Annotated in this window: 1 protein-coding gene; it reads right to left on the bottom strand. The window is 41.1% G+C overall.

Annotated features, from left to right (window positions below):
• Nucleotides 1-46: 46 nt before the first annotated feature.
• On the bottom strand, nucleotides 47-676 hold a 630-nt coding region (locus QL898_RS13865), incomplete at its 5' end, for an IS3 family transposase (protein WP_290177199.1).

The raw sequence follows: 676 nt of genomic DNA, 5'->3' as shown, positions 1-676 counted from the left end.
TGACCCCTGCTGTCAATCCCGTAGAACTAAACTTGGGAGATTTTAGTTACGCAGCTTGACGATAAAAGTCAAACCACACTTGTCTTGGCGTTTTATAGCCCAAACCCTTTTGAATCCTAGTCTGATTGTAATACAGCTCGATATATTTGATGATGTCAGTAATGGCTGTGAATCGTGTTTTATAGTCCTTATGATATATTAGCTCATTCTTTAATATGCCCCAGAAGCTTTCTATTGGCGCATTGTCATAACAATTGCCACGACCACTCATAGAGCCTATAAAGTGATGCTGCTTAATGATTTTGTGGTAGGCATGGCTACAGTACTGACTGCCTCTGTCTGAATGCACAATTAATCCTTTATTAGGTCGTTTGTTTTTGATTGCCATATTGAGTGCACGGCAAACCAAGTCAGCAGTCATGCGTTTGTTGATAGCATAGCCGACAAGCTCTTTGGTATATAAATCTTTAACGCCTGCCAAGTACAGCCAGCCCTCAGCAGTCCAGATATAAGTAATATCGCTTACCCATGCATCATTAGGACGGTTTGCATCAAACTTCTGATCCAGCACGTTTGGATAAACCAGCTTGTTATGATCAGAGTCAGTGGTGACTTTAAAGCGCTTGTGACGACGGCATTTAATGCCGTATTCTTCTTTGATGCTTCTAACCATATA

Origin of the sequence: Psychrobacter sp. APC 3279, assembly GCF_030407795.1 — a bacterium.
Classification (GTDB): domain Bacteria; phylum Pseudomonadota; class Gammaproteobacteria; order Pseudomonadales; family Moraxellaceae; genus Psychrobacter.
This window is presented reverse-complemented; position numbering and strand designations above follow the sequence as displayed.